This window comes from Rhodococcus sp. NPDC055024 (genome assembly GCF_053608585.1).
The window spans coordinates 12,453-36,525 of sequence record NZ_JBSGVT010000027.1; the positions used below are offsets into that span (position 1 = coordinate 12,453).

At 57.6% G+C, this 24,073-nt stretch carries 15 protein-coding genes and 2 pseudogenes; 5 read left to right on the top strand and 12 right to left on the bottom strand.

Annotated elements, in window-relative coordinates; genetic code table 11:
• Nucleotides 1–155 precede the first annotated feature (155 nt).
• Entirely contained in the window at nt 156–383 is a 228-nt protein-coding gene (locus tag ACWF6P_RS30935; RefSeq protein WP_182263127.1) for a DUF6290 family protein, read from the bottom strand.
• A 208-nt stretch (nt 384–591) separates the two neighbouring features.
• Between ACWF6P_RS30935 and ACWF6P_RS30940 the strand changes: the two genes are divergently transcribed.
• Nucleotides 592–864, top strand: coding sequence for a hypothetical protein (locus ACWF6P_RS30940; protein ID WP_452623593.1), 273 nt, complete (start codon nt 592–594; stop codon nt 862–864).
• Nucleotides 865–1,524: 660 nt separating this feature from the next.
• Here ACWF6P_RS30940 and ACWF6P_RS30945 read toward each other — a convergent pair.
• Together ACWF6P_RS30945 and ACWF6P_RS30950 are read right to left on the bottom strand one after the other, a co-directional pair.
• A pseudogene (locus ACWF6P_RS30945) lies at nt 1,525–1,575 on the bottom strand (hypothetical protein); the annotation flags it as partial.
• 637 nt (nt 1,576–2,212) lie between these two features.
• On the bottom strand, nt 2,213–2,557 hold the full coding sequence (locus tag ACWF6P_RS30950; RefSeq protein ID WP_452623594.1) for a hypothetical protein: 345 nt from the start codon (nt 2,555–2,557) through the stop codon (nt 2,213–2,215).
• An 82-nt stretch (nt 2,558–2,639) separates the two neighbouring features.
• Between ACWF6P_RS30950 and ACWF6P_RS30955 the strand changes: the two genes are divergently transcribed.
• Nucleotides 2,640–2,999 (top strand): histone-like nucleoid-structuring protein Lsr2, encoded by a 360-nt coding sequence (locus tag ACWF6P_RS30955; RefSeq protein ID WP_452623595.1) that lies wholly within the window; start codon nt 2,640–2,642, stop codon nt 2,997–2,999.
• A gap of 505 nt (nt 3,000–3,504) precedes the next feature.
• Here ACWF6P_RS30955 and ACWF6P_RS30960 read toward each other — a convergent pair.
• From ACWF6P_RS30960 to ACWF6P_RS30985, 6 genes are all read right to left on the bottom strand, one after another.
• Nucleotides 3,505–4,545, bottom strand: a complete 1,041-nt coding sequence (locus ACWF6P_RS30960) for a hypothetical protein (RefSeq protein ID WP_452623596.1) — start codon at nt 4,543–4,545, stop codon at nt 3,505–3,507.
• 241 nt (nt 4,546–4,786) lie between these two features.
• Nucleotides 4,787–5,344 (bottom strand): hypothetical protein, encoded by a 558-nt coding sequence (locus tag ACWF6P_RS30965; protein ID WP_452623597.1) that lies wholly within the window; start codon nt 5,342–5,344, stop codon nt 4,787–4,789.
• Between the two features lie 367 nt (nt 5,345–5,711).
• Nucleotides 5,712–7,058, bottom strand: coding sequence for an exonuclease domain-containing protein (locus ACWF6P_RS30970; RefSeq protein WP_452623598.1), 1,347 nt, complete (start codon nt 7,056–7,058; stop codon nt 5,712–5,714).
• 219 nt (nt 7,059–7,277) lie between these two features.
• A complete protein-coding gene (locus ACWF6P_RS30975; RefSeq protein ID WP_452623599.1) occupies nt 7,278–9,074 on the bottom strand; it encodes a UvrD-helicase domain-containing protein in 1,797 nt (598 codons plus the stop codon).
• On the bottom strand, nt 9,071–11,164 hold the full coding sequence (locus ACWF6P_RS30980; protein WP_452623600.1) for an ATP-dependent nuclease: 2,094 nt from the start codon (nt 11,162–11,164) through the stop codon (nt 9,071–9,073). Before ACWF6P_RS30980 ends, ACWF6P_RS30975 begins: the two co-directional genes overlap by 4 nt.
• Before the next feature lie 153 nt (nt 11,165–11,317).
• The gene (locus tag ACWF6P_RS30985; protein WP_452623601.1) at nt 11,318–12,343 is read right to left on the bottom strand and encodes a restriction endonuclease; all 1,026 of its coding nucleotides are present in this window, start codon (nt 12,341–12,343) and stop codon (nt 11,318–11,320) included.
• Nucleotides 12,344–12,574: 231 nt separating this feature from the next.
• On the opposite strand from ACWF6P_RS30985, the pseudogene ACWF6P_RS30990 reads away from it, so the two are divergent.
• Nucleotides 12,575–12,746: pseudogene (locus ACWF6P_RS30990) on the top strand (ISL3 family transposase); the annotation flags it as partial.
• Between the two features lie 445 nt (nt 12,747–13,191).
• Here the strand turns inward: ACWF6P_RS30990 and ACWF6P_RS30995 are convergent.
• Nucleotides 13,192–15,939: an AAA family ATPase gene (locus ACWF6P_RS30995; protein WP_452623602.1), complete on the bottom strand. Its 2,748-nt coding sequence runs from the start codon at nt 15,937–15,939 to the stop codon at nt 13,192–13,194.
• Between the two features lie 599 nt (nt 15,940–16,538).
• On the opposite strand from ACWF6P_RS30995, the gene ACWF6P_RS31000 reads away from it, so the two are divergent.
• Nucleotides 16,539–18,149: a toll/interleukin-1 receptor domain-containing protein gene (locus ACWF6P_RS31000; RefSeq protein ID WP_452623603.1), complete on the top strand. Its 1,611-nt coding sequence runs from the start codon at nt 16,539–16,541 to the stop codon at nt 18,147–18,149.
• Between the two features lie 733 nt (nt 18,150–18,882).
• Here the strand turns inward: ACWF6P_RS31000 and ACWF6P_RS31005 are convergent.
• A complete protein-coding gene (locus ACWF6P_RS31005) occupies nt 18,883–19,053 on the bottom strand; it encodes a hypothetical protein (protein ID WP_452623604.1) in 171 nt (56 codons plus the stop codon).
• A 90-nt stretch (nt 19,054–19,143) separates the two neighbouring features.
• On the bottom strand, nt 19,144–21,948 hold the full coding sequence (locus ACWF6P_RS31010; RefSeq protein ID WP_452623605.1) for an AAA family ATPase: 2,805 nt from the start codon (nt 21,946–21,948) through the stop codon (nt 19,144–19,146).
• 276 nt (nt 21,949–22,224) lie between these two features.
• Here ACWF6P_RS31010 and ACWF6P_RS31015 point away from each other — a divergent pair, with 276 nt between their 5' ends.
• On the top strand, nt 22,225–23,133 hold the full coding sequence (locus ACWF6P_RS31015) for a DUF3800 domain-containing protein (protein ID WP_452623606.1): 909 nt from the start codon (nt 22,225–22,227) through the stop codon (nt 23,131–23,133).
• The last annotated feature ends 940 nt before the right edge of the window (nt 23,134–24,073 follow it).

The following is a 24,073-nucleotide window of genomic DNA, read 5'->3' on the forward strand; positions in this document are numbered from 1 at the left end:
CTAACATTGCAGAATCTAAACAGTCAAGGATCAAAACATCACACGTATCAAGAATCTATGAATCAAAGAATCGAATGAGAAAGCCGAAAGGGGCTGTGCAACAGAACGGGCCGACCTCCTGAGTGAGGTCGGCCCGTTCCGAGGAACTGTGGGGTCTAGTGTTTTGCGTTGCTCTGCCGCAGTTTCGATACTGCAGTCAGAAGTCGCACCTTCTCCGCTTCGATGGCTGCTTCGATTTCTTCGGGATCCATGGCTTTAGTGAGCCCATCCTCGATGAGATTCTTTGCGAACTCGGATACGTTCTCCCCTCGAAGCTTGGCCATCCCGGTCAGCAGTTCATGGAGTTCGGTGTCGAGTCGCACGGTCATTGCGGTCGTTGCCACGTCGCGGCCTCCTACTGGTTCTCTGTAGCCTGAGAGTGGGAGGTTCGCTGTCGGGACTTCCGTCGATGCGCCATGATTCTCTCTCCTGTTTAGATTTTATGTTTCTCAGCATCGCCTGCTGATGATCAGTGTAGAGGATCTTAGATAAATCGCATCATCGCGCCGTCAGCGATTCTGAGTTACCCTGAAGTGATTCAGGAGGGACGCTATGGCAGACGATTCCGGAGCAAGTGACGTCGATCATTCCGCCGCCTCGCCATCGTCAAGCGATGGAGTGTTGGTCGGAAGTACATCCGATTCGCGTGTGGTTGTGTTGAGGCGCGAAATTTTTGAAAGAGCTGTTCGTGCAATTGCAGCAGACAGGTTGATTCGTGAAGCCATCGTGGCGGCGGATGTCATTCGAATTCTCGACGAAGTGGAACAGCGTCGCGACGAAGACGATGATCCCTCCCTCGTGGACAGTGATCCGCACCAAGAATAGGGGGTCGTGTTTCCTGCCGTTTAGGTGCCGGGTGAACGGAATTTCGTAACGTCCGATTCGTCGGACGACCTCGCGCCCCGACCATCAGGAAGCGAGAGAAGACTTCACGTGATTGTCGGGGCGTTCGAGGCTCTGGCGTTCGCGTTCGCGTCCGGGGCCGTCGGCGTACTTGCACGCAGGCGGGAAGGTCAGCATCTCGTCATCATGGGGTTTCGGCTGGCCGGGATCACATTGGCGGATTCGTCGAGCTCGGCAGCGATCTGTACTGCGGAGTGCCCTGCGCCGACGATGATTACGTTTGCCCCATGTAGGCAGTGGGTTCGTGGTAGTCGGCCGCGTGCACGCCAGTCTAATGGGAAGGCATCCAGTCCCTTTAGAGTGGAAGGTGTGGAGTACCGAATCCTTCTGTGGCGCCGTTGATTCGAAATCGGTGAAGATCGGTCCGCTGATCGATGTGTCGCGGATGTTCGGCGCGGCAGTTGGGGCCGTGGGGTATCTGAGAAGGGTCGGTCCGAACACGCTCAATGTGTTAGCCCTGTGCCATGGGATACGGGGACCACAGTGTTTCTGTGCGATCGAGTTGGTCAGGAGTTGGTCAGCAGTCAGTGCGGCGAGTGTTTCGCCGGCTGCGTGTTCGACGAGTAACGGAATGAAGTCGCGCACTGGACGGCCGGCGAAGTGGGAATGAGCTGTTGCCAGCGCCGCGTCGATGTCTTCGCCGGTGAAGGACGGTTACTTCGCGGCGAGTCTAGATTCGCGTGTGAGATCAGACGGGTTTCCGCGTCTTACATCATGTTCTCATTCTGGGCAGCTGAGAGGCGCGAGTTCAACGAATTACCGTCATGCTGGTTTCTGTCGGGTGATGTGTGTGTCAATGACGGCTTCGGTGCGGTTGGTCAGGTCGAGGTCGGGGTAAGCGTCATGCAATCAGGCATGCTGAGGGCAGAGCAGGCGATCGCTGCCGACGAACCCCGTAGCGAAAGACATGACCTCGCCGCGATTTCGGCCCTGACGAGTCTTGGTTCTGCGCACGACGGACAGTGGAGACAGAAGCGGTTCTCTGAGCGCATGGACGGCGACCGAGCCTATGCGACGGTGCCGCTGCTGGGGAACACACAGGATCGCCTTTCGTGGCCTGACCATCCTTTTCGTGTCGGTCACCGACGCCTTGAACACTGTGAGTTTGCCGCCGTGCCTTACGTGACTCGGCACCATGTGTGGGAGGTTGGTCCTGAACTTCTGCTTGCCCTGCGATTCAGCCGTTCGTGCACTTGGTTTAGAGGTAGGTAAGTCCCTGGAGCGTTCTGGGTTCTGTTGCACGGACTGGCCATTTCCATCGCTTTGTCTCTTAGCGAGTCTGCCAGCGCGAGGCGAGTTTCCGGTCGAAGACAGGCAGCGCTTTCTTGTTGCGGCCCTGAAGGATCTGGTACCCGCGCTGAGCCTCGACCCGTCTAGGGCGGGAGAGGTTCGAGGCGAAGGAGAGGCTTTCGGGGAGTGCCGCCCGCATCGTCTGGATATGACCGGTCGGATATGTGCGGAATGTAACTGGTTGGCGGTTGGCGGCGAGTTCGGCCGCGAGTTTCAAAGCCAGCGGTGCCGGCACCATCTCGTCCGTCAGCCCCTGCCCGAGGAAGACGGGCCGGTTGTACCCGGTCGTCGGGATCTCCAGCATGCCGCGAGCAGCAGCCAGCACCGCAGTAGGAAAGCGAGACTTCCTGATACTGCAGATAACATGAACACCATACTCATTCAGCAAAACGACGAAGAGGACTCCTGTGGCCGAAATATTGATTCGCCAATTCATCGACGATCTCGACGGAAAACCCATCGATACCGGATTGGGTCACCAGGTCACCTTCTCCTATCAGGGCGCCGATTACCGGATTGATTTACGCCCTGCCAATGCCGACAAGATCGAAGCGGCATTCGCCCCATATATCAAGTCTGCAGAGAAAGTCTCCGCTGCAGGCAAGGCGCGTTCGACAACCTCCACTGGGGCCAGGGCGTCGGGGTTTGGTCGATCAGCGGAGCAGCTGAAAGCAATCCGGGAGTGGGCCGGCAAGAACGGCTTCGACGTTTCCCCACGTGGGCGTATCAAAGCCGACGTCATCGATGCGTTCGACGCCGCACACTGAGACTGGTGAGGGGCATGTTTTCTCACTGATATTCGGTCCGCAATGCGCCTGCGTCCTGTAATTTTTCGATGAGGTGGAAATGTGCAGGTGAGCTCGAGACCGTCCTCGGCGGCGAAAATCAAACGGCCGTCGTCGAGGGCGATCGCCCACCGCAGCAGGGCGCCCAATCTCGCCCAGATCAGACTTGTCGATGAGGGTGTTGGCGTAGTCCTCGATCACGACCCCGATTTGCGACTCGGTTTCACTGGACCGCGATCCGGAAGTCGGGATTACGGTGGCCCGCGAACCGACCACAATGTTTTCAGGAGTTTCAAGGCCCGAATCGGACATGGGCCTGATTACGGCAGAGAATCCGAAACACCGGGGGATGGGATGTCCTATCCGGGGTCGCTGCTTCGAGGAGGTGTTTGCGTGAGTGTCCAGTCAACCCCTTAGGCCAGCTACTCACCTGAATTTCCTGTTCGTGCGCAAAGAGTTTCGAGATTTCTCCAGGGGATCGGTGTTGTCAGCACCAGCGGCTACGACGGCAGATCCCGCCGCCCCCGCCGCCCCCTCCGCCACCACTGCTGCTGTAGGTGGGGGTGTCGACGTAGATGTTTCCGTTGTCGTCGAACTTGTATGTCGCGCGATCGTCGTCGCTGGTGTAGAGGACCCCGTCGGGACCGGCACGTAGCCGATCGAGCTCGGTTTTCTGTTCGGCCTTCATGATCGAGGCATCGTCATCGGCTCGGCATTGCGCCTGCAATCCGATGCGGTTGTCCCATGCGTTCTGGTATGCGGTGAACAGTGCCGGCCACCGTAGCGAATTCGGGGCCGCGTTGTTGGATTGGCGGGCTGCCGCGAGCTGTTGATCGAGTGATGTCGTGGACAGGACGGACAGGTTGATGCCGGGCATGTCCAGGGTGCCCAGTCCTTCGGCGAGAAGTGCTTCGTTGAGCAGGATTTCGGTACCGGTGGAGGTGTTCGCCGTGGAGGGGGCGCCGGTTGTGGTGGCCGATCCCGAGGTCTTTTCTGTTGTAGTCGTTGTGGTGTCGGCCGACTCCATTGACGACGCCGTTGACCCGGCCGTGGTGGCCGGTTCCGTTGCGGATGCGGTGATGGTGGTGTCGGCTGATCCTGCTATGTACACGTATCCGCCAGGTGTGAGGGGCATGGAACGCACAACCCGTACAGCGGTGCCGATCGGTGCAAGTTCGGTCAACCGCTGCCGCACCACCGCGCGATTCGAGTCGGAGGCGGTGTAGCCGCCGCAGGTCACTGCGCCGACGTGGTTGATGTCGACGCGGGTTCGTTCTCCGTCGACGTCGATGTAGAGGCCTGCGCCGGATCCGGCTGCGTCGTAGTCGAGGACTGTGCCTTCCCATTCGACTCTCTTTCGTCCCGGGATCGGTACCGCAGAGGTTGTCGTGGGCGACGCTTGAGCGGAGGTCGTGGGCGCTGCGATCGAGTTGGTCGATGGACCGTCGTCGTTGATGCAACTTCCGAACATCGCCATCACCAACACAGCGCCTAGTCCCCAACCGAGTTTCTGCTTCGTCGTTGCCATGAACCTCTCCACCGCTGCGGTGCCGGTCACCGAAGCTCGAGGAATCATAGACGACTCGGCAAGCGACCTCCGGCAGTGCTGTCAGGTTGCTGCCACGTCGAGGTTCGAGTGAGAGACATGATCCCCCTGGTGCCAGGGGGATCACCCGAACAACGGTTGCACCGATCTCACAAATGCTATTCGTGGGCACGGCATGTGGTACTCGTTAAGGTTTTCTGCGAGTGCAGCGTCGCTGCAGTCGTTATCGCAGGACCAGCGGCAGTGGCCGCGGATGGGGTCTGTCGGGTTCGATGAGGAAAGGCCTTGCCAGGCGCTGTTTCTCGATCTGGGTCCAGGCTTGGGCGAGGACGTTCAACCCCCGAGCCAGCGGGAACGAGTCTCCGGTTTGTTCGATGATCGTCTCCGTCCGGGGGACCGTAGCGGCAATTTCTTTCGGATGTGAGATTTCCGGCCACGTCGGGGACACCAGAGTCTTGTGTGTGGCCGCATGAGAGTTGAAGCGGGCCTGCAATGCATCACGTTCAGCGATGACGGCGTCGACGGTTGCGTCGATGTCGACTGTTCCTGCGGTGGTGATGTTTTCGCGTGTGAGGATGTCGGTGTCGTTGCACAGCACGACGTGCCGACCGCGAACAAGGTTGACGATCGTGTCGGTGTCGTCGCGTTCGAGGACCCAGGCGCCGGACAGTCGGGGTAGTCCGATGTCGGGTCCGACGTCGATGTGCCAGATGGATACTTTCCTGGAGGGTTCGTCGATCACCGCGAGTGGAAGAAGATATGTGTGTGGTGCGGTGGTCACGGAGAACTCCTACGAGAAAGGACTGGACGTGGGCGGTCTTACTCTAGGTGAGGGCCGTCATTGTCACTGTCACTGTCATGGCGCGGGGCGCTGACGGAAGTGTTAGCTGCGGGGTTTGCAGGTCGAGCAGCCGGACGCAATGTCGCTGAGGCGTTCAGCGCTGATCCGTCCGCATCGACGGCACCGTACGTGGTGCGGGTCGTCCGGCAGCGACGGAGCTGTCAGCGGTCCGAGGTATTCGTATCCCGATTTTTCGGCAACGAGTTTCGCTTCCTCGAGTCGGACAGGTTCCACCCGGGCCCACGCACCCTGCACGTCCCGGGACTGCGCCGCCCACCCTCGCCAGAAGCAGGCACGGCACGACGATTCAGCGTAGGTGTTCTTGTCGAGGGTGTACTCGAACCGGTAGTGCGCCTGGACGGTGCAGGTCAGACATTCGGTCAGTTGCCAGTTGCCAGTTGTCGGGGCGAGTGAACGATTCCAACGGCGAAAGTCCGCCGCAACGCTGTTGCTCGATGATTTGCTGCTCGCACCATGTCGGTTTCGTGCGTGTCTTGAATGCCGCGGTGTTAGTGCAGCTGTCCACGGAGCATGCCTGGGTGGTCGGGACAGGTGTTCGACGCAACGCCCGGGATGGCTTCGGCGGCTTTGGTTGCGGCGATTGCGGTTCCGGGCGCAGCGCCATCGGAACCATCCGAAGGCGGCTGGGTACCGGTACTGGTGCAACGGAACCGTCGATGGCCTCGGCCGAGAGTAGAACCTCGGGTTCGTCGAGCGGTTTCCCACCCAGGCAGCGAAGGAAATCGTCCTCCGTCATCACCTCGATGTCTTGGCCCTTTTCCTGCAGTTCGAATGCTCGCCGAGCTTTACCGGTGATCTTCGAGCCCGGTTGTAGGACGGCAGGGTTGATGTCGCCGACGACGAGTACGTTGGTCCGCTTGGTCGTCGACTCGTTGGCGGCGGCACCGACGCGTGCGCATTCCTCCCACGCGATCTGCCGTGTCATCGATATCAGCGCTCCGGTGAACACCACCACGCGGCCGCAGAGGTACCCGTCGGGATCGGCGTTCGGATTGAGGTCGGGCTGAACGAGAGGGGAAGAACCGCCGCCTTTGCTGGGAACAATTGCGACGCTGCCTTTGTATGTGCCGCCGGCCATTCGGCCGATGCTGACACCGACCGAGGCCGCGAGCGCGTCGAGGTCCGAAACACCCTGGTCGGCTGCGAGTCCGCGAACGACATCCGCCACGGCGCGGGCGTCTGCGAGCGCGTCATGGTGGTCCACGAGTACCCCTCCGAGCGCTCGGAGGACGTACGGCAGACGGTAAGTCGGTAGCGACAGGGCGCGTCGTGATAGCACCATCGTGCACAGAAACCGCATCTCCGGCCACTCGATGTTGTCGACGGCGCACGCATAGCGAATGACACCGATATCGAACCCGGCGTTGTGCGCAACTACGACGTCGCCCGCGATGAAGTCGACGATGGCCGGTAATACGTCTTTCCATCGCGGCGCGGTGGCCACCATTTCTGGAGTGATGCAGTGCAGTGCGATGTTGAAGTTGTCGAAATGGTCGACCTGCTCCGGCGGTCGTATCAGCCAATGCTGTTCCTGGACGGGAATTCCGTCGCGGACGCGAACCAGGCCGACCGCGCACGGTGAGCCGCGGTACGAATTCGCTGTCTCGAAATCGATCGCCGTGTAATTGAGCATTAGGTGTCCTACTCTGCTTCCGTCCGGTTCGCGAACTCCGGAGGGGAGTCGGCGAGTTTGGGGTTTCTTAGTATTGCGGCCTGATTCGTGAGTTCAACTTGCTGCGTGGGTTACTCGTGCGAGGTCTGCTGTGTACTTCGGTGACTAACTGTGCCGCACACGCACTGCGGCGCAGTTGGCAATGGAAAGGTACTAGCTCGTGAGTCAACCAAGTAGGGATTAAGTGGTTGGATTTACCACCTGAGGCGTGGTTTCATCGGCGAATGCGATGGGAACGATGTTCGATTCGCCGACCCAGTTCGTCAATGTTGTGAGTGAGCCCTGCGTGAGCTCCTGGGTGAAGACGAGTACGAGATTGTGTTTGGCGCGAGACGCTGCGACGTAGAACAAGTTTCGTGAGCGTACGAAGCTTTTACGGTCACTGTCATTGAGATGGGCTCGGTTGGGATAGTTTTCGAGCATTTTGGCAAAGTCGTAGGCTGACCAGCCACGTCCGAGTACGACCACCACGTTGTCGAATTCGGCGCCTTTGACGTTGTGCTTGGTCGAGAACACAGTTTTGTCTTCTACATACGCGGCCAGGGCCCGGATTTCTGTGTAGGCGACGTTTCGGAGTTTCTGGTATTCGACGAGTCGGCGGGGCTCGGAGAGCTCTGCCGGCGGCTCGAGTGCGGCAACAGCTTCTTCGAGGTCGGTCTGCCGGCGCTGCACCTTGCCGGGAATCGAAATCAGCTTCTGCCCATGGAGGTGATCGAGTACTTCGCCGACAGTCCCATGAGAACGTAGTTCGTTGAGCTTTTCGAACAGGACAGTCCAGCGAGCTTTGTCCCGAGGAGACTGAATATGCGGCCGGGACCGCCCGAGTGCGTCGAAGAGGTCTCCATACTTGTGCTCATTGAACGCTTTCGCTGCCGGTTCGATGACGTCGAGTAGGTACGCCAGGATGGGGTCTTCCTTGCGGATGAACGCATCGTTGTACTTGAAGATGCTGGGCAAGGTTTCGTACCCGAGCTCGTTGGCGATTGCGGTGTGGGTGAGCATGAGGGTCTTGACATCGTCAGTTGCATTGCCCCAGCGATGTTCCTGTGCATCTGCCACCGCCCACTCCAAGGTTTCGTGGCTAGCAGTGTGTGAGATCTGTCCTTTCCAGTTTCTACCCAGGCGCGCGCCCGGCCACTCGTTGGTGTGATAAATAGTGATCGTTCCTGTTCCGGCGTCCTTGGCGGGCGCCTGCTTCAGTTCTGGTCGAAGCTGATTGAGGAAGTTCACGATTGTCGTGTCGGAGCGAAAGTTGGCGTTCTTCGGGATTGAGTTCAGAGTGGGATGTTCGATTGATCCGCATGTTTTGTCGTAGATCTGCTGCCAGTGATCTCCGAAGAAGCCGTACAGGGACGCTCGAGGGTCTTCCTCTTGCCCATGCAGCATCGCTTCTATGAGCCCCTGCGGGGTGTCTTGGTACTCGTCGATGAAGATGATGGGGAATCGGTCAGAAATCAGTGCTCGGAACTTAGGCTTTTTGAACAGCTCTATTGCAAGTGTCGGGACATCGTCGTGATCAAGCGTTGCGGTGTCGGCACCTATGCCGCGGATGCCGAGCTCGTAGTCGATCTGCACGCCGTCCAGTGTGGTGCGCCCGTCGAGCGTTCCTTGCCATTTATCGGCCGCGAGAATAGCTTGCGCTAGTGGCTTCTGGTATGGCCGGATCATTTCCCAGAGGAATCCGTGAAGAGTGTCGGCGAATACGAATGGGCTTGCGTCAGTTCGATTGACGATCTCATCGCGAGCAATGTTGGTGTAGGTAAGGCATGCGATTTGTTGGTCGGCTCGGGGGAGGTGCTTCGAGCGTTCTGCGAGTATGTGCTTGAGCGCTTTGATGAGGGAGTAGGTCTTTCCCGCGCCCGCTCCGGCTTCAAGCTTGAAGTTTGATCGACTCGCCAGTGCTGCGAAGACAGCCTTGAGTGCGGAGTTACTTTCCTGCTCTGCGGTTTTCGCAGGATCTATCTGAGAACCGATCACTTGACAACCACCGACCCGCCCCCATCGCTTGTATCTACGACGTTCTGCGGGGGTTGGAAGTTGAGGAGCCAGTCGAGGCCTCGCTGGATGTAGCGCGGTGTTACCCAATCGATTTCGTCGATGGCGAACCTCAACGCGAAGTCACTCTTCTTGTGCGATTCGGCTTCCTCCTTTGCAGCCTCTTCATCAGCCATCGCATCTTCAGCCAGCGTGAGCGCAAAGAGTGAGGGGTTCGCCAAGATGAAGGCGTCCTCGAACGATCTGCCACAAGCATCAACAGTTTGCTCGGGCACCTGGTACGCGATATATCGATTGCCTCGCTTGATTGTTTCGCCCTCCGCTTCCTTCAGAAGTTCCAAAGGGGTGATCTCCGGGAAGAACCAGTTCTTGATGGTTGCATTGCTCGTTCGGTCGCCGGAGTGCACAGGTGTTGCCGTACGTTTCGTGCCACCTTCTTGCCCACCGACGGAGTCGATGTCGGTGATGATCAAGCTTGGCAGGCCGAGAAAGTCGAGCAGCGGGAAGAAGATGTGCGCATATGCGCCGCCAACTTCCAACAACGTCACGTACTGGCTCGAGAGTTTCGCGGCACTCTTCTCAATCGCTTTCGGAATGATCAGACGCTCGCTCGTTCCCTCGACGAGTATTGCCTTGTCCGCGAAGAACAGGTCCGAGCGTGTCAGCGTCAGATATTGGTGCAGAAATTTGACGTTGATATCTTTGGCCCGACTCAGATCGAGAACATCTGCGTGATTCCCTTGTCTGCCGGTACTGGCTCGCGCCAGTCGGAAGTACCGAATCGCGGAAAAGGATGCACGATTGGCGATATGGGACGAGTGAGTCGACACGAGAAACTGTGCTGGCCAACCGTGCTCGATACCGTCGATCGTCGGAAACAGTTCCGCGAGACTGGCCAACTGTTCGATGAAGACTTCTTGCATTTGGGGATGCAGGTGAGCCTCGGGTTCTTCGACGAAAACGAGATGGATACCGGGTACGTTGCCTCTCGCCGCATATTCCCTGTAGTAGCTCAGGAGAGTCAACAAGATCAAGATGAGGTTCCGTGAACCGAGGCCGCTGTACGATTCGGGCAGCGACACACCGGCCACTCCGCGGTAGTGAACACTTGTGTAGTTGGAGAGCAATCGCTCGATGTCGAGTTTGGTCTTCGTCTCGAGTTCTTGAGCGTGTAATCCCGGGTACCCGAATCGCTCGAGGGTTGGAATGACGCCCGCTACCATGAGACTGACTTGGCTTTCCAGGTCAGACTCGATTCCTTCTACGGCCTTCGCGAGATCGTCGGCGGTTTTCTTCTGCGCCGTATCGCCCTCTGCGTTTGAGGCGGCAGTAAAGAGCGACTGGAAGATTTTCCCGATGAGGTCCTTCGGTTTCTCCTTCTCGTCGTCCAGACCACGCTGGGCCTGAAGGAGATCGACGGTGATCAGTCTACGGACGGCATCGAGACTGATCTCTCTCGTATTCGCCGGATCATTCGGATCAACGGCGGTTATCGATCGTTTGAACAAGTCCGGGACGCGTTTCCCGATGATGTCGAGAACGTCCTTGGTAAGGGGCATGTCTCCCGTATCAGGGTCTAGAACGACTCCCTTGAACAGTTCTTTTAGGCGACCTCCTTCAAGCGCGTAGGTAAATTGGACTTTGGCTTCATGGCAGTCTGGATCGAGGTCCACGATCAGAGCGGACAGCGGTCCGTATTCCGGAAGCTCCGGGTCGTAGGCGATGCTGATTGTGAGCGTAATTGCCGGTAACACTTTTCTGGCGCCATCTTCGTTGCCACTGAGGTAAAGCTCGCATGCGTGATGAAACTGGTCGTATGTTTCCGACGAGAAATCAGCGAGATCGAGTCGGAGGCTTGTCTGCTGGAAGAATCGCGCCATGACCTCGGCCAACGAGGTCTTTCCTGTGTTGTTCCGGCCTACAAGTACGGTTGTATTTTCGTTGAGAGCAACGTCGACTTCATGCAGAAGTCTAAAATTCCTGACGTAGACGTGACCGACCCGCAGTTGCGCGGGCACCGATTGACGTCTCGGCTGCGGCTCAACGATCGATGATGCTACGTTTCGAGGCACTCGTGGTCCTTACTTGAATCGAATTGGGTGGAGCTCTTCACTACTCGAGATATACAGCGACTGCCGACTATCCAGCGCGGAATGATTGCGCGTGGTACATATGCCTGTTGTTTGATCCAAGGCCATGAAAATTGTTGTCGTTGGCCCGTTCCGCTACTCAGCTCTCTGACTCATCGGGATTCGGGCCCCTGCGGCGTTGATTGCGGATAAAACCTGAGAATCGGTGGCAGTTGGAGTAATGGCCTTTTTAACCCATTGTTTGAGCTCATGCTCGGGGAGCCTTCGGAGCCGCATGCGGTCATTTTGGCTGGCGTTTGGAGGCAGTAGACCGAACGCGCTGTCAAGATCAGGATGGAGTGTAATCAGCTCCGCAGTCAGATTGTTTCCATGCTCAGTGTTGGTGGCATCGATTATCTCTTGAAGATCGTTCATGTGACGATGAGAGGGATGATTTCCGTCAATAATGGCTGTAATACTCGCTATGCCATCTGGACTCAATAACATTGCTTTGATTAACGGTGCCATATTCGATGGTCCACCCGTTGGTATGAAGGTGGCATCGTGCCTGGCGCCGAGAACGGTCCGTGCTGCCTCAAGGACCCGAGCGTCGAACGGGCCTTCCACGAACACGAGATGGTTTCTCTGCTTGGTGTTCCGTGTTGAGATGACAGGGTCACTCAATGGTAGAAATGGAGTGCCAGTTTCCCCGGCTGCGCGAAGCTTGAGCTCAAGTGCCTCCGTCACCGTGATCTTTCGATTCGCGATTGCGCGTACGTCATCGCCGTCTACCAGTATCAGGTTGAGTTCTTTCCCCGCAATCAGTGCGTCGATGGAATCCGGCGAAAATCCTGACATGCTGATGAAGAGCCCCACCGTCCCTGTCAGCTTTCCGTCGACTTTTCCTCGGAAACTGTAGAGACTTGACGCTGGGTGGTGTTTCTGTGTCCACTTCGCTTCGACGAGAATGACGCGCCCTTGAAACCAAATTGAACCATCGACTTCCTCCCCCTTTGGGCGATAGCTCAGACGAGGTTGCAGATTATCTTCCGAGAACATTGCAGCGAGGATCTTTTCGAATTTCCTTCCGCGTGTTGCCTTTTCTTGTGAATCAGCAGTCTCGGGTAGTACGTCCGCATCGTGAAACCGAGCGCGCCAGTCTGAAGTCTCCGAATTGGTCATGCTTGTTTCTTACAGTATGACGATCGATATTCAAAAGTCCGCTCCCGTCTGCTATGTAGTGACCACCGAGGGCGAACAGCTGTGACTCTAAGCTTGATCTGGCGTGCGTCTAGTTGACCGGGAGGTACATCTTGAAGCAACAGGAGAACATGGCACTTCGTTGGCGGAGATGTTCTCCGAACGCCTTGGTGGACAATTGAACTCGTGGCTCTCTGTCGCCTCGGCAGATGTCTGCCGCAGCTGCATCGCTTCATTCGAGGCCTTGCCACCGACCACGCAGCCGTCCGAAACGGGCTGACCCTACCCCTGTAGTTCCGGCGCTTTCGAAGGACACGTGAACCGAATCAAGATGCAAAAACGGCAAATGCACGGACGCGCCGGATTTGACCTGCTGCGCAAATGAATACTCCTCAGCAACTGACACATTCAAAATTGATCACGGAAATTGGGCCAGAACCAGTTTTCGACCGTCGTTGACAGCAGGTAAGGCTGTTGACGGCTCGATGAGCCACTGATGATCTGCGACAGCGCGCTTGCTTCTGTATGCAGATCGAAGGTGGAGCCATTTTCGCATCTCGGTCGTACGCCTTTAGCTTGGGACTTGTTGGTCAGTTGGCTGCCGAACTCTTCGATTAGTGCGGCGACATCTTATTTCGTACCTGCCGGTGGTGGGTTCGGTGAAGAGACGCTTGCTGCTGGACTTCTGCCTGGCCGGGCGTCTGAGCGGATGATGTTTTTGGCGCTCCGTTTCCTGTGCGATGCTACGTCCTGGTCGCGGCGTGTGGTATTCCAGGAACTGCGGCGCATGGTCGATAGTTCTGGGCAATCCAGTTCTGTGCAATCCGAATTCATTCTGCGCGGGTGTGTAGATCCCGTGCTAGATCTGCTAGCTCTATGTTCGCTCGGCGCAAGTCGGGGGAACGATAATTCCAGTCTGATTGGGTTTCGCGCATTGCAGTGAGAATGTTGACTGTCGTCTGGAAGTAGTGGTTGGCCGCACCGCGGAGCACTTCCCGCTCGGCCATGTATTCGGTGATCGCCTTGAGCGCGTCGTCGTACTTCCCAACCCGCAGGCACAAGTATGCCTCTAGTGCGTGTACGTCGCGTGGTATTCGGCTGGGGCGGCTCGCTTCCCGTAGTTCGGGTAACAACGCAAGTGCGTTGGCGTATTTTCTTCGTGATACAAGTTCTTGTGCCTTTGCCATCACGTCATGGATCGTCACCCCGTGAACGGGGTCGGAATCAAGAAACTCCTGAAATTTCTGCAGTGTAGGTTGCATTCTTGAGCGCACGTGATCGTCTTTGATGCCAGCGATGGACGTTGTGGCTTCCTTGATCAGTCGGAAAGCCATAGGGATGACAGATTCATGGTCGGCTGAGACGACAAGCCTTGCCTGCTCGATCAGAGCTTCGCCGTATCCTTTGATAGTCGTTTCCGCAAAGGATGCGGCGCAGGCGTCGGAGAATCTATCCGACAGGGCCTTCAGGACGAAAGCGGCAGGGAGCGCGTCTGTCTGGGGTAGTCGTTGTAGCTCGTTCAGACTTTCGTCGAGGCATCGGGTCGAGAATTCAAAGCTATCGCGTCGCGCGAATCGCGCAGCCATTTCGGAACGTAACATCGCTCGGCTGAGTTCGAAGAACCTCATCGTGGTCGTGTCGATACCGGACATCGACGGAATCATGTCAAAGTGCTGAACGACGGCGTCGGCATGCATACATACACGTTCCATAGGTGTGTAGTCCCCCCTTTGCCGCAGATGGGACACCCAACCGTAGAGGTGGAACATAAGCAGGCAGCCGAGTTCGGCGAGAAACTCCGGTGGGACGGTACGTAGATACAGGATCCGCGTGATCTCGTGTATCAGAGGATGCAGTGTGACAGTGTCGGCGGCAGGATTCGAGCTGTCACTGTGCTGGTCGAGGCTGCCGCGGTGTACGAGTGTCTGTGTTCGTAACGCGGTGACTATTCCGTTTACGTCTGTCTGCGAAGCGAAGACTGGGACTGGGGGTTCGGCGATGTTCATTCGCCCTCCCTCTGCTATTGACACCGGTGTCAACAGGTGGACGGGGATTTGGGCCGGGTGGAGAAATGCCGCGGCGTTCAGAAAGTGCGTTGCCGGCCGGCTCCATTTCGGGCTTACGGTGCCGTGATCTGCTCGAAGTCTAGATATCGCGAGCTCTACAGCAGTAAACGCGGTTTGATCGAAATGTGCTGGTGCAGAGCTTATTTCACTTAGTGCGTCGAGTGATTTGAAGTAGTGTGGAGCGAGGGAGCGCACGTCCTCGCCGCTGTTTTTGAAGTAGAGTCCGGCCATGCTCACCGCCATAGGCAGTCGACCGAGTCTCTCAACGATTGTCGATACGGTTGCCCGTAGCGGCTCGCAAGCGTTGGGTTCTATGCCGGCGAACTTGAAGAAGCACTCTTCCGCGTCACGATGCGACGGCAGGAGGACTTCAACAGATGTTCCGTCCGGACCCCACCCCGTGCTGTTGGGGGTCGTGACGACGATAACTCCATTTCCGACGGTTGGCGACATTTTCGCAGCGTCCCGACTGGACTTGATTCCATCCAGTACGAGGATCCAGGGACCCGGTTGGTTGGCGAATAGCTGCTTGAATGCGCGGTACATCGATTCGCGCTCGATGAATTCCGATTGACCGGCATCGAGGAGAAGGTCCCGAATCATCGCATCAGAGGTGGGCCCATGGCTGCAGTCGATCCAGTACACGGACTCGAACGAGTTGCGACTCAAGTGGCAGAAATCAGCGGCGATGACACTCTTTCCCACCCCGGTAGGGCCGTGAAGGAAGACTGCTTGTGGGACTCTCCGATCCAGGCACCGGTCGAGATGTTCAGAGAGTGTGGCCAACATGTCCTGTCTAGGAACGGGAGAGGGACCGTATGGGATCGCTGTACGTGCGACGCCCCAATCGTAGGTACCTAGTGCGTGAGCGAGGTTCTGGTCCTTGGCGTGTAGCTTCGTGATCATGTCGAAGGCAGTCAGGCTGTTGTCTGCTGATCCGGCCGCTGCCTCAAAAACCCACTCAAGTAACTCGGCCAGTATCAATCGTGATGACAGTGCTCCCAAACTTAAGTGCCGGTCGCGGCGAAATTCCTGGATCGAGGCGATGACAGAATCCCGTATTACTCCAATGGAACGCTCGTCAACGATGATCACGCCCCCTGATTGAGTTCGGTATTGCTGACGGCCTCGTTGATCTTGCACGAGGACAGTGCATGAGTTCTTGAGTTTGTCGTTTGGCTGCCGATTCGTCACGAGGTAAGCGGCTGCGGTTCCTTCAAGAGGTGCGAGCCCGTCGAATATTGACACGACTTCGGGGACATTCAACAAAGTTTCGGCGCCGGGCAGGGTTGATTTTACTTGTATGTTCTCGATGGAAGAACCGTTAAGTGAAATGGAGAAGTCGACCTTGTCTGGATCGGCAACCGCTCCTGTCGTCGCTTCGACATGGAATGTGAGGTGATTGAGTTCGGAAAGTTGCGCGCGCATCAGCGACAGGAAGTACTCGATCGTCACCAAGTACTGGTACCGAAATCCAAAAGCGGCGGCTACACCCCCGGTGCGCGTTTTCATCGAACTAGAGTAGCTGTCCTCACCGACAAATCCTCTTCCTCGTAACGTAACAAACGAATCACCCGGACCTTCCGAAAATCATGAGCCTTCATTCGACGAGGACTTCTAAAGCGTTCTTGTGTTGTCGCAATGGTTCAGCTGAGTGACTTCTGCTTTTGGTATCGCAGAGCTGGTTACCTCGGTGCTTGGATACGCGTGGGCAGCTAGGTCCGCATAGGCCAGCTAGTGCTTGTACGTCAGAGTTCGCAGCCATCTGGCGTATCCGTTGATTGCGCACGTACTTTTCGAGTTCAAAGTCGGGTCGAGACTCCGGCTTAGTCACGCGCTTCTTGTGGTGGGCGCGAACTGTACGACCCTTCCGGTGCTCCCAAAGGTGCGGTGACATGGGGTAAGGCGACACTAGCAGTTGTGTCGGGTCTGGTTTGTATCATCAAGTACTTACAGCCGAACGAAAGGTAGTTCGGCTTCGAATTCGGCGATGCGGACTCTGTGCTGAAAGCTCAACGATGAGATCGCGCTGTTCGTACGATCGACCACGCCCTGATGCTTGCCCGTCTGAAGCTGGCTAGCGAAAACCGGACGACCAGTAAGATCGTCGTGTGTCGACACCATCACCCGCGAGCCCGGGCCATGTATTTTTTTCCTACGTTCGCGAGGACTCTGCCGTTGCCGACGAGCTTATATCCCTTTTGGAAGCGGAGGGCCTGACGGTATGGATGGACCGGACTTCTATACTCCCCGGCGTGCGCTGGAAGACAGCAATTGAGAACGCATTGCGTGAAAGCGCCGTAGCCGTGATGTGTTTCTCAAAGAACGGCGAAAGCAAACGCTCAAATGGACAGAACGAGGAACTGAACCTCGCATCGACGGAACTGCGCAGACGCCGTCCCGAGGACGTGTGGTTGTTCAATGTTCGCTTCGACGAGTCAGAAATTCCTGACTACAACATCGGCAACGGTGAGTATCTCGGCGGCATTCAGCGAGCAGATTTCTTCGGCGCAGATCAGACAGCCAAGGGACAGGCCCTTGCAAAAGCCATCGCACGTCGAGTGAAAGAACTACAGCAACTAGAGACCGCTCGGACTGCTGCCGCGCCTGCTCCCGTGGCGGAGGGCACTAACTCGACCGCGACAGCAGGGGCGTCGACATTCACCCCCGCTGCGTCGACATCCGCTCATACTGCAACGATTCCCGTCGAGTCTCGTATTGCCGAGTTGGAGGACATCATCGGCACTACGGGCCAGCAACCGCGAGTCGATCGCGCCGTACGAGAAATCCTGCGACCGGTATATGCCGGACTTCAGGACATCGACAAGTTCCCTCCCGCTTTCGCTCCCGGAAGTGACCCTGCCAGTTGCGTAAGACAGATGGTAGATGGCGCCGGTACCTACCGAGATGTGGTCGATCCGGCGATCAATCTCTTCATTCTCGGGGGCCTGTGGGGTGCCGAAGACTATGTTCCAATCTTTCAACGAACGCTCAGTACCATCGCAGAGACGCGAGTCGACACAGCGAGTCCCGGAATGCTCGTCCAGCCGGCCCGCGCCGAATACCTGACGGGGCTGGCGCTGTTTCCCACGACGCTCTTGATGTACGCCGCAACGATCGCCGCCCTCCGCGAGGGCAACTATCGCCTGATTCAATCATTGACCTGCGAGGCCCAGCTCGACGTATCCGAGCAGTTCGGCGGAATCGCTTTCCATCGCCCCATGATCGTCGGAGCTTCCCCGTACTACTCTCTTCGCAACGACGAAATCACCCAAGCATTGTTCGCAACTCAACAGGGAACTCTGAACGAAGAGGTGCTCGGAGCGATCGTGGCGAACCAGTTCGGCCGAAGAGTCCGTTTTCCGGCTTCTCGATACTTGCGGGAGACGCTTTGGCTGAACTTCGAGAAGGCTGGTTTCGCCTCTTCGGAATACACGAAGCTGTTCGATCAAGCGGAGGTTCTCTTTTCACTGATTACCGTCGACATCAAAGACAGGGGCCGCGTTCACGCCGAACCGTGGCTGGGTGCATTTGCGCAACGTACCTGGGCGATCAATGAGTCGAACTCCGTGTGGGCAAAGTATCTAGAGGAATGTGAGAGGGACGGCGCCGACTGGTTGCCGTTGCAAGGCGGTTTGTTCGGTGGTTCGCCCGACCGTGCAGCAACTGCTGCACAATTGGTGAGAGGGTTGATCGAGCACCACTTGACGCACAATCGCTAGTGATCGGAGCACAGTCTAAGTTCGACCGTGTGAACGACGGCGTCGTTTCTGGACTACTTTTCAACCGTCGTCAACAGACCGTCGTTCACATCCGGCTGGCGCTGGGGGGTGGTGCGTACGTCTATAGGCGCGCAGGATGGGGATTGTGTTCGTAGGCCGGGCTGCTCGACTAAAGGCATCCTGATGTGGAGTCCACGACGTTTGCTGGGTATCGGTGTCGTTGCCGTGGGCCTAGCTGTCGGTCCTGCAGCAGGTTTGCTTCCTCATGCGTCGGCGTCGCCTACTGTGAACACCTTTCAGATTCCGCTGTTCGTGGCGAACACCATCTGGGCCTGCGGATTCCAGATCTTCTGTGTATCGAACCCGGTGGCGATCACGGGGGAGACACCGGGCACGGTCACGTTCCCTGCCATGTCACCCGAGGCGAAGGGCACGTATTGGATGCATTGGAGGAACCTTGGGACTGGAGCCTCCGGAGTGCTGGCAATTCCGTACAGCGACGCCGTGAGCGTGTTTACGGGGCCGGGGCTTGTAACTGCATCGATGACTACGGGCTACGAAAGTATCGCTGGAACGGGTGTCTTCGTTGTGCCGTGAACGTGCAACGTCCATCACTCGAACCCTGCGAGTTCGTCCGGATGCTCATCGGGTGTTTCATATTGTGTTGCAAGTCTTTTCGATATTTCGGTACTGGGCGGTTTGCGCCTGTGCGCTTGGATGAGTGTTTGGGGTGTCAGGGTTCGGGGTGGTATTCGATGGCGACGACTTGATCGTCTCTGCCGTAGATCGGGGTGGAGCGCATGCGATGTCCGTTGGTTTCGAGGTTGCGGATTCGGTTTTCTGCTTCGTGTCGGTCGTGGAAGGTCTCGGTGGTGTGTTCGGGGGTGTGGACGCGATAGATCATGGTTGTTTCTTCTTCCTTTGCGGGCCTGGATCACGTACCCGTTGTCCGGTTGGCATCGACGGCACGCTCCGCGGTGTGGCTGGGGAAGCTTTACTGAATCAGTTTGATCTCGTCGGTGTCGTATCCGAGGAGACCTGCGATACCTGATTGGGCGGTGTCGCCGTAAATTGGTTCTTCGCTTTCCTCTCCGAACATTTGGGAATACATGTCCTCCACGTCACTGGGGCGGGATGTGCGTGGGGCAAACCGAACTTGTACGTCGGTGGGGTTGCCGATGGGTTGTGTGTAGGCGACGGAAGGGGGAACGCTTGCGTTGCCTGGGTGGACGGCAACTCGCAGTGCGTGTTGCGGTCTGTGTCCTCGTGCGCCGCCGATGGTCAGTTGTTCCGAGAGTGTTCGAGCAAGTGTCGCGTCTCGGATGTGAGCGTCGCGCACGAGTTGGGTCAGTATTCCCTTGTGCATTTTGATGCGGCGGCGGGGTTGATGCTTATTGAATTCCCGGGCGGTTTCCCAGAAGTCGTTCAGCATCGTCACTGCGGGGTCGTCGATCAGACCAACGGTTTGTGTGCGTTCGGTGATGTGGTGGGTTCTCTCGCCGGGGCGGAGCGTTAGTTGGTGTTCGAGTCGGGCGAATCTGAAGGGGAGGTCGTCCCGGAGTAATGCGATGTGGTCGGGAGTCATTTCTATGACGCGTGTGCTTCCTCGTAGTTCCACGAAAAAGTAGGTGTCGTCCACGGCTTGTCCGACGGCGGCACCTTTCGGTTCCCGAAGCGCATAGATCTCCCGCTCGAGATCGTCTACGCGGGTCCGCAGTATGTCGGCGAGGGTGATCTGGCGTTGGGCGTACTCACTGATCGGGAGGGGAGGGCCTTCGTTGGCCATCTGCCAGTTTCTTGTTCCCTCACGGGCGCCTTCCACCGGTCGTCCGGTGGCTAAGTACACGGCTTTGAACAGTCGCATCGACGGAATTGTCGTGGTCTGATCCTCGAAAGTGCGAACAGTTTTCACCCGGCGACCGTAGGACACTTCGTTAACGGAGATCGCAGCTTTCTTCGCTTTCTGCCGTTCGGTGTTTCGATTGAAGATCGCGGACATACTGATGGGATGCCCGCCGTAGTCCACCCACACGGCCATCATCGGACACACGGTTCGGCTGTAAAAATTGAATCGGTGGAGGGGTTGAGCGGTGGCCCTGCGAATGAGCTCGACTGCATCCGATCTGCCGGGATCGGTGAGCACGAGCGATGATTCCAATCGGAGCGCCTCGAAGTGCTCGTGCACGATGCGCCCGGTGATTTGCGGGATGGCGGTTTTTCCCAGGACGTCTTGGATCCGGCCGTGCAGCACGATGTGGCATTCGTCGGTCGGGTCGGCGCTGACGGTGACGGTGACGTTTGGATCAACGTTGACCTGTTCAGTTTGGTCCGCGGTTTCGATGAATTCTTGTTCGATCAGGACCGGAAGTGCATCGAGCGCCTCCCCGCGATCTGCGCCGAAGATGTTGTGCGCGTAGATGAGTGCGGTATCCGGTGGAGTCCATCGAAGATTGTCGTCGCCGAGGTGAGTGATCTCGATTTCGATCATCGACGCCAGTACTGCCAGCTGCGCCGACGTGAGATCGAGGATCTTCGCGAGTTGCGGATTGGCTGCCTGACTGTCGCGAGCGAAGCGAGCAGTATGCGCGATCGGCACCATCAAACCGGTCGAGGAGGTTATGTCGTCGCGGTACTGAGTCAGAAGTGCCGAATATGCAGGCTGGCCGATCTCGAAGCGCTCGTTCTCGCTCAACGTGCGGGTCCACAGGTGTGATCTGCGGCTTTCGTGAAACCAGAGTTGTCCATTGCGTTCTACACTGAGGATGTTCTCTAGCTCGAGAGACTGCCGCAACACACCCCACTGGGTCGAGGTGAGATCAAGATAGGCAGTGATCGTCGATTCAGGGGGCGGTAACTCGAAGACCGACAGCCGGCGTGCGGCGATCTGCGCATCGCCGGGGAGTCGAGCCAGCGCATCTTCCAGCGAGCGGACGAATGCAGTAGGGGGCGTGTATTCATCCAATGTGCCGCCGCTGCGGAGCTGACCGATCAAACCTTCGACGATGATCGGAAATCCGCTGCTCAGGAAGTAGACACGATCCGTGTTAGCACTTGTGACGCCTGCCCGGTTGAGCATGGTTTCGACATCTGCTCTGCTGAGTCCGCCGACGACGATCTCCCCGCATCCGGTGTCACGAAGTCTGGTGAGTCCGGCACGAGCCTCGTGTGCCGCCGACGACCAGGCGATCACGAATCGTGCGCGTTTCGGTGGCGCGATGCAAAGGCTGGACAACGCCCGTTGGTCATCGTCTGTCAGCCGTTGGCACTCGTCGATTGCCAGAATCACGTCGTGTTTGAGCGCAGTGGCAACCTCGTCGCACAGGCGTACCAGGAGTTTGACGACGTTGGTATCGCTTCGCGACTGGAGATCTCGGCGTAGATCAGCGGTCGTATCCTGGCGTAGGCCTTTGAAGAACGCTGCGAGACCTTCGCCTGCATGTTCGCCGATTCGCGCTTTCACCAACGCCATGACTTCCTGGGTCACGGCTTTGGCCAGGCTCTTTCCGACCTCGGCCACCATTTCCTTGCCGGCGGTGTCGAGTCGGTTCTGGATGGTGCGCCACGCGGTCCGATCTGCCATCGAGGTGACCAGGGCTGTGACGAGGCCATCCAGGATGGCGACCTGCAACGCGCCGCTGTCGAACGCACAGGTGACCGGCGGCGGCGCGATGGCCGCCGCACCACGGGAGAGTTCGATCTGGTGATCGGCGAGGATCGATGACTTACCGGTTCCGGAATCACCCGTTACTACTACAACAGGATGTGACATCGACAGAAGATCGGTGAGTTCAGGCCGCATGAGCACAGTATGCGGCTGACCTACGACACCTTCTATTGCAGGTCACCGCCGCGAGCCGAAGTCTCGTTGCGTCGAAGCGGATCCGGTCTACAGAAAATTTGAGCAAATTTAGAGACTTATGCCTGGCGCCACACTCGATCATTCCACTTGCGCAAACCTCGGACATCGAACTAGTCTGTAGTCAGTAGCTGGAGATGAAATAGTTCTCTGAGCGCTAATTCCGGAACCCACGCCCAGGCGTGGGTTTCCGCGTATCCGGAGGGCAATAATCGTTCCATGCTACTGGCGTACATTGACGAGATCGGCGAGACAGGAGCATTCGTTGCGCGCGATCACGATCGCTTCAACACCAGTCCCGCGTTCGGCTATGCCGGCCTGATCCTTCCGGCCGACAATGCTCGAAAGTTCGGTGAAATCTTCACGCTGAAAAAGCGAGAGGTCTTCAAAACCGAGATCGAGAAGGCAGAGCACCCTGGACGGTGGGAACGTAAGGGCGCGAGTATCTTTCGTCCCGATACTTTCGACAAGTATCGACAGCAAATCCGAGTGTTTAACTCTTTGGTGGGCAGCGTCCGCAGCCTCGACGGCGCCCTCTTCTACTACGCCGACGAAAAGCCTCTCGGAACCCCGAAACAGACGGCCCTCGACACGGACGCCCGAGAAACAGCTGCGATGCGCGAAGCTCTCAACCGCATCGCCCGGTACGCCGACTACAAAGGCTCGAACGTGATGGTCATGATCGATCAGATCAACGAGAAGACGCGTGCAGCCCGACTGCCGGCCATGTACGAACACATCCTGGGTCGCGCGAGCGGATATCCGGAGATGAAGCGGATCATCGAGCCACCTATGCACATAGACAGTGTCCTGAGCTCGAACATTCAGTTCTCCGACTGGATCGCAGCCTGCGTAACGAGAGCGATCGAATACCAGCTCATCAAGGAATCTCCCTACCAGTGGGTGACAGCGGACAACGCGCTACCGTCGGTCAGGGGTGCATTCACCCACGAGTCGAAAATCCACCTGTGGCAGCGTGACCTCTCCGATCTCAATCACTCGGGCATCTTCCGCAGCGACCGACTGCTGCATCCCGCGCCGGCGGGACAGTTGGTCGGCGACCATCTTCCGGCCGATCGATTCCGTCGGATGAAGGCCGCGGCTGAGCGAGCACAGACTCAGCAGTAGCGCACGTTCTCGGATGGCACGAGTGCGGCCTGGATCCACCTACCAATAACAAACAACTTCGGGTCCACTTTTCGCGATCGAACGTGTCGATCGAATGATCGGGCCCAAGTGCCTCACCCCCCGCTGGTGAATACCGGCCGAGTCGATGATTGTTCCTGGGATATAAGGTCGATTACGTTCGCGGACAAAGATATTCGAGATCCCGCTCGTGACAGCGAGTGAAACGAGCTGCATCCTGACGCGACTCCGCGTTTGGAGGATGCCGACGCGTCCTCCTTTCCTGTGGTGGTTGGGTGCCGGCGCTTGCCGGGCGGGGTTGTGGGGGAGGTGTTTTAGGGTCTGACCTGCGGTGACGACATGTCCGGGTGGTGGGTGATCGTCGAGTTGGTTGGGTGCCGGCTGGGTTCGGGTCGATCCGTTCGACGGTGCCGGCGGCGGCGGGGGAGCCGCTGTTGCTCGGCGATTCGGGTGTGCGGCGGGCTCGGGAAGGTCGATTTTTGGTGCTTTTGAATATTGTTGTGTTTCAGTATCTTTGGGTGATTAGTTGGTGGGTAATCGGTTTCGGTGGTTACGCATAAATGTTTTATGATGAAGCTCGAATCCTATTGCTGCAGTGTTGATTTCGATGTTTCGAGTTTTCTAGTTGTTTTGTGGTTTGGGGTGGGGTCCTGTATGATGGGAATCATGATGACGATGTGCCGGCAGGCGCGAGACGGGGTAGTTTCGAGCGACCACGGCTCCTCCCCAGCCTCGTTTGGCACTTGGGTACCGACTTCTCAGTTCCGATCAAATCGTTTGGTGACAAAGATAATTCAGGAATTTAGAGGAGCGAAGCGACTCGATCGACGGCAGCCTGGCTGGACCCACTGCGAGCCGCGCCGCGGCTCCCTGGCGGGGAGCGAAGCGAGCCGCTTCCGTTCCCGATGCGAAGCATCGGGAT